General features: G+C 35.5%; 6 protein-coding genes and 1 pseudogene. 5 read left to right on the top strand and 2 right to left on the bottom strand.

The window, feature by feature from the left end; translation table 11 throughout:
• From G577_RS11935 to G577_RS0109980, 4 genes and pseudogenes are all read left to right on the top strand, one after another.
• Positions 1 to 209, top strand: a pseudogene (locus G577_RS11935) (IS110 family transposase); the annotation flags it as partial.
• A 301-nt stretch (positions 210 to 510) separates the two neighbouring features.
• Positions 511 to 786 carry a 30S ribosomal protein S16 gene (gene rpsP / locus G577_RS0109990; protein WP_028791045.1) on the top strand — a complete coding sequence of 92 codons (276 nt, stop codon included), beginning with the start codon at positions 511 to 513 and terminating at the stop codon, positions 784 to 786.
• 10 nt (positions 787 to 796) lie between these two features.
• Positions 797 to 1,045, top strand: coding sequence for a KH domain-containing protein (locus G577_RS0109985; RefSeq protein ID WP_028791044.1), 249 nt, complete (start codon positions 797 to 799; stop codon positions 1,043 to 1,045).
• Positions 1,046 to 1,148: 103 nt separating this feature from the next.
• Positions 1,149 to 1,403 (top strand): hypothetical protein, encoded by a 255-nt coding sequence (locus G577_RS0109980; protein WP_028791043.1) that lies wholly within the window; start codon positions 1,149 to 1,151, stop codon positions 1,401 to 1,403.
• A 56-nt stretch (positions 1,404 to 1,459) separates the two neighbouring features.
• On the opposite strand, the gene citG is transcribed toward G577_RS0109980, so the two are convergent.
• Positions 1,460 to 2,323 (bottom strand): triphosphoribosyl-dephospho-CoA synthase CitG, encoded by an 864-nt coding sequence (gene citG, locus G577_RS0109975; RefSeq protein WP_028791042.1) that lies wholly within the window; start codon positions 2,321 to 2,323, stop codon positions 1,460 to 1,462.
• Positions 2,316 to 3,011 carry a GntR family transcriptional regulator gene (locus G577_RS0109970; RefSeq protein WP_028791041.1) on the bottom strand — a complete coding sequence of 232 codons (696 nt, stop codon included), beginning with the start codon at positions 3,009 to 3,011 and terminating at the stop codon, positions 2,316 to 2,318. The genes citG and G577_RS0109970 overlap by 8 nt, the downstream gene beginning before the upstream one ends.
• Positions 3,012 to 3,328: 317 nt before the next feature.
• On the opposite strand from G577_RS0109970, the gene citC reads away from it, so the two are divergent.
• The gene (gene citC, locus G577_RS0109965; protein ID WP_028791040.1) at positions 3,329 to 4,321 is read left to right on the top strand and encodes a [citrate (pro-3S)-lyase] ligase; all 993 of its coding nucleotides are present in this window, start codon (positions 3,329 to 3,331) and stop codon (positions 4,319 to 4,321) included.
• The last annotated feature ends 299 nt before the right edge of the window (positions 4,322 to 4,620 follow it).

The raw sequence follows: 4,620 nt of genomic DNA, 5'->3' as shown, positions 1-4,620 counted from the left end.
TCCGTTACTACTTAATTGAAGCTGCCAATTCTGTCAGTCGGCATTTGCCCGAATATCAAGCCTTTTATCGTAAAAAGTATCAAGAAACACCGAAACATCAACACAAAAGAGCCCTCGTTTTAACTGCAAGAAAATTTGTGCGCTTGGTGGATACGCTACTACGGAACCACCAACTCTATACGCCACCTAGGAGCGTGATAGAAAAATAACGAAAAAGTTATTTGCGCATTGCTAGGGAAACAGCCTATGAAAACGCTTGATTTGCATAGGCCTAGTTCAGTGCGCCTATTTTTTAGTGGTAGAGTAACAATAAATTCATTTTTTATCTTGACTCTTTACCACTATGCTTAGTAATAAATCTGTCTTGTTTTTTACCACAAGATCAATCTTACAAAAAGTTAGTGAAATTTGCAAATAAAAAAATTTAGTCTGTAAAGAGAAAACTCTTTACACTATAATTAAAACCTGTTACACTACGTTTTGTGAGTAAAACTAACGGAGGTGTAAATTTTGGCAGTAAAAATTCGTTTAAAACGTATAGGGGATAAAAAACGCCCAACTTACCGTATCGTAGTCGCAGATTCACGTTCACCACGTGATGGTCGCTTTATTGAAACAGTGGGGACGTATAACCCATTGAAAGAACCAAGCGAAGTAAAAATCGAGGAATCTAGCGTACTCGATTGGTTGGCTAAAGGCGCTCAACCTTCTGATACGGTTCGTAATCTTCTTTCTAAAGAAGGTATTATGAAAAAGCATCACGATGCAAAACACGCTAAGAAATAAGGTGGCCATTATGACAGATTTGACTGATTTGGTCTTAACGATCGTTCGTCCTTTGGTCACAGAGCCTGAACAAGTGTCAGTCGAAATTGAGGAGACAGATCACTTTTTTGAATATAATTTGTCTGTTTCACCTAGTGATGTTGGACGAATTATTGGTAAACAAGGGCGTATTGCAAAAGCCATTCGAACGATTGTTTACAGTGTTCGAACTAATGATCGCAAAAAAGTACGTCTGAACATTTTAGATGGCAAAGAGTAAAAAAGACTGGGGCTTCCCAGTCTTTTTTTATGAAATCAGGCGGAAGAAGGATGTTTTCTGCTTACTTTAATATCATAATGGAAATATAAGGGAGGTCATTTAGGTGGAGACATTGATTGCTATTGTTATAGGTATTTTTCTTTTCGTTTGGGCTTTGCGAGCAAGAAGCTGCCTTTTACGTTTCATTGCTTTTGTCCTTTTCCTTTTTTTACTTTGGGTTTATCGTATGGAAGTAGCAAATATTATCGATCAGATGGGACAATTTTTTAACGTAGAGGATATATCTGGACGCTTTTACGACGCCCTTGTAAATATATGGCAAAGGTTGACGCAACGGTTTGGTCAACTTCTACAATAAAAAATAATACAAGCTGGCATCCTAGACAAGAAAGCTGCCAGCTTGTATTTTTGTATTTAAATAAGTTTTTCTAAAAAACTAAAATAAATGCCTAAACTTAATAAATCAGCAGCGCCTCCTGGACTTAGATTTTTTTCAATTAATTCTTGGTTAAATGTGGTTAGGTTTTGTTTAAATTCAAGTTCGTTTAGCTTATTTTGATGAATACCCACCCCTCGTTGTTTTACTTGTTGCCAGCCGTTGGCCCCGCCACGATGCAGGAGATTACTATCTTCAATTTGGCTTATCAATAAAATGAGGCCACGTAATAACAACATTTCTGTGCTTTCTTGCTCCGCACGCTTCCGAAAAAAGGGTAATAACAGGCTTGATAGTGCTGGGTATCCTTGTGTAGCTTCTCCACGAACACCTAGCGTCCCTGCTTTAATATATAATTTTTCTCCATGGGATAACTTATTTTTTTCTGTTATATGAGAAAAGTCTTGTTCAACAAGGTGATGAGTCATCTGAGCAACTAAGGATAAAATATTTGTAGTATCCTGAAAAGAAAATGGGAGTGAATGATTTTGCAAGTAAAGACCTGTAGCCCCAAGTAAAACTGCAAAGGAAAAATTTGCTCCTTTATGCGTATTTACTTGATAGGTTGCTTCTAACATATCATGTTCAGCTTTTATCCCTTCCTCACGCAACTTGGAAAACAGAGAGGCTAAATCATCGTTATGAGTAAAACCTAATCGTGCATATTCATAGAAATGGGGGGCTAAACTCTCAATGCTATCAATAAACATGAAAAAATCCATGTCTTTATGAGCACCGTTATCAAAACGATCTACAAGTCCAGGTTTAGGTGAAAGAGCCACTTCATAATAAAGTGATTTTGTAGCAAATTTTGTTAGCTGTATTAATGTCGAATTACTCAATTTTTCTTCGTTCCATTTCTTTTATGACAAATTGCAATGAATGGTTTAAATGTTCATGGGTGATCAAAGTAATTTGCTCTACATCATTATTTTTCATACCACGGAAAATCAACCAGTGTTCTTCTAAAGCTAAGCTTCTTCGCTCTGAAGCACGAATAGCGATATCACGAAAGTACACTAGGTACGCTTGTAAATTTGTTACAATGGCTTTTAGGCGTAGCATCTGGCTTTTTTTATAAATAAATGAATTAAACTCAGAGAAGTTTTGTAAAAGATTATCTACTTGATCCGTTTTATTATAATAGTCGCCCTTTTCAAGTAGTTGTTCTAATTCATCAAAATCCTGACTATCCATTAGGGTCATCGCTTTAGTCGTTGCTAGGGTATCTAGAGCTTTACGAATATCATAAATTTCATAAGCATCTTTTATACTGATCCCTTTAACGATAATAACGATTCTAGGCACATGTTCCACGAGTTGCTCTTTTACTAACTCTTGTAAAGCAAAACGAATCGGCGTGCGACTAATATTTAATTCTTCAGATAATTCTTTCTCGTTGATTCTTTCTCCCGCTGGAATGTCACCTAAAATGATTGTTTTGCGTAAAGCTTTGTAAACACAAAGTTTTAATGGCTTGTTTTGTGATAAATCCAGGTTATTTTTTATAGCCTCAACGATTGGGTCCATTTCCCCCATCTCCTTATGATTAACTAATAAATGATTTTTCATAATCATGTCACTTTATTTTACCATAAAATAAAGTGGATAGTTAACAAACTCGTGTTTTTGTACGTTTATTGTTTTAAAGATTCGTTTTGTTAACAGAAACACGAAAAGAACAATTTTATTGACGGTTTCCACTATAAATTTTATAAACTTTTCCTATAATAGGGGTGTAAGTGTTTTTTTAGATAGAAGAGTATAAAGTAACTTATTGATGAGAAAGTCGTATAAGGATGAAAATTGAGGAGTGAAGAAAGAACTGGAGAGAGGAGGTTGAGCTTATGGATAATATGTATAAAAGCAAACGTATTTGGCTAGATAAAGATAAAAAAGGCTATGAAGCTTGGAAAAAATTGATGGTTAGTGCGAATCTGCAAATAGAAGAGTATCTTGACTATACTCTTGGGATTTATGATGGGAAAAAGCTGATTGCTACAGGTTCTATTGCTGAAAATATTATTAAATGTGTAGCAGTTTGCAAAGACTATCAATCAGAAAACTTAGTCAATTGGATCATTACTCAATTAGTTGAGCAATTAAATGAAGAGGGTTACTTTCACTATTTTCTATATACTAATCCCGAAAGAGAAACGATTTTTCGTTCCTTAGGATTTAAAAAAATTATTGTAAATGAAGACGTTCTATTTATGGAACAAGGGCCTGAAGATTTTTCTACTTATCTTCATGAGTTATACCAAAACAAAAAAGCAGGCCAAGGGGCGGGTATTGTCATGAATGCTAATCCCTTTACTAAAGGTCATCAATATCTAGTGGACACTGCAGCTAAAGATAATGATCAAGTTTATGTTTTTGTTTTATCAGAGGACCATTCCGAATTTTCAACGGAAGATCGAGTGAACATGGTTCAAGCGGGTGTTAGCCATTTAGAAAATGTAACGGTTTTTCCAACTCGGAAATACATCGTTTCACAAGCGACTTTCCCAGCTTATTTTTTAAAGGACAAAGCTGAATTAACCGTTGCTAAGACTCAAGCTACTCTCGATGCGCAAATTTTTAAAGAAAAAATTGCTCCAGTTTTAGATATACATGTTCGTTATGTAGGCGATGAACCTTACTCTAAAGTTACTGAGGTATATAACCAAGCGATGCAAGAAGTGTTTGGACAAGAGTTAGAGCTAGTTGTTCTCACAAGAAAAGTCATAGATGGCAATATCATTTCGGCAACAAAAGTTCGTAAAGCTATAGCAGAACAAGATGAAAAGTTACTTTTAGAACTTTTACCTAAAACAACATATAACCTGAATGATTTCTAAAAATTTGTGGATAACTAATCGGGCCGGTCAACAGGGTTGTTGTTCGTGTTATTTTCTATTTTTACTGTCGATTTTGAGCCAAGTACAGGAAAGAACTACTGTAGAACGCTAAAAAAGGATAAAGTTCTTCCTAGAAGGTGGAAAATAAGCTTTTTATAAGGAAAGAGTGAAGTGAATAAGTTAAAGATTCAATCGCTGAATTCGCGTAAGGACTTCCCAGAAAAGCGTGTTATAAACGTTGGTACTAGAAAGGTGAACTTGAATTTTTCGCGCATGTTCCGTGACTCTCCCTGCGATAT

Source organism: Tetragenococcus muriaticus DSM 15685 (assembly GCF_000423785.1).
GTDB classification, from domain to species: domain Bacteria; phylum Bacillota; class Bacilli; order Lactobacillales; family Enterococcaceae; genus Tetragenococcus; species Tetragenococcus muriaticus.
The sequence above is the reverse complement of the archived record's forward strand: the minus strand, read 5'-3'. Positions and strand labels throughout refer to the sequence as shown.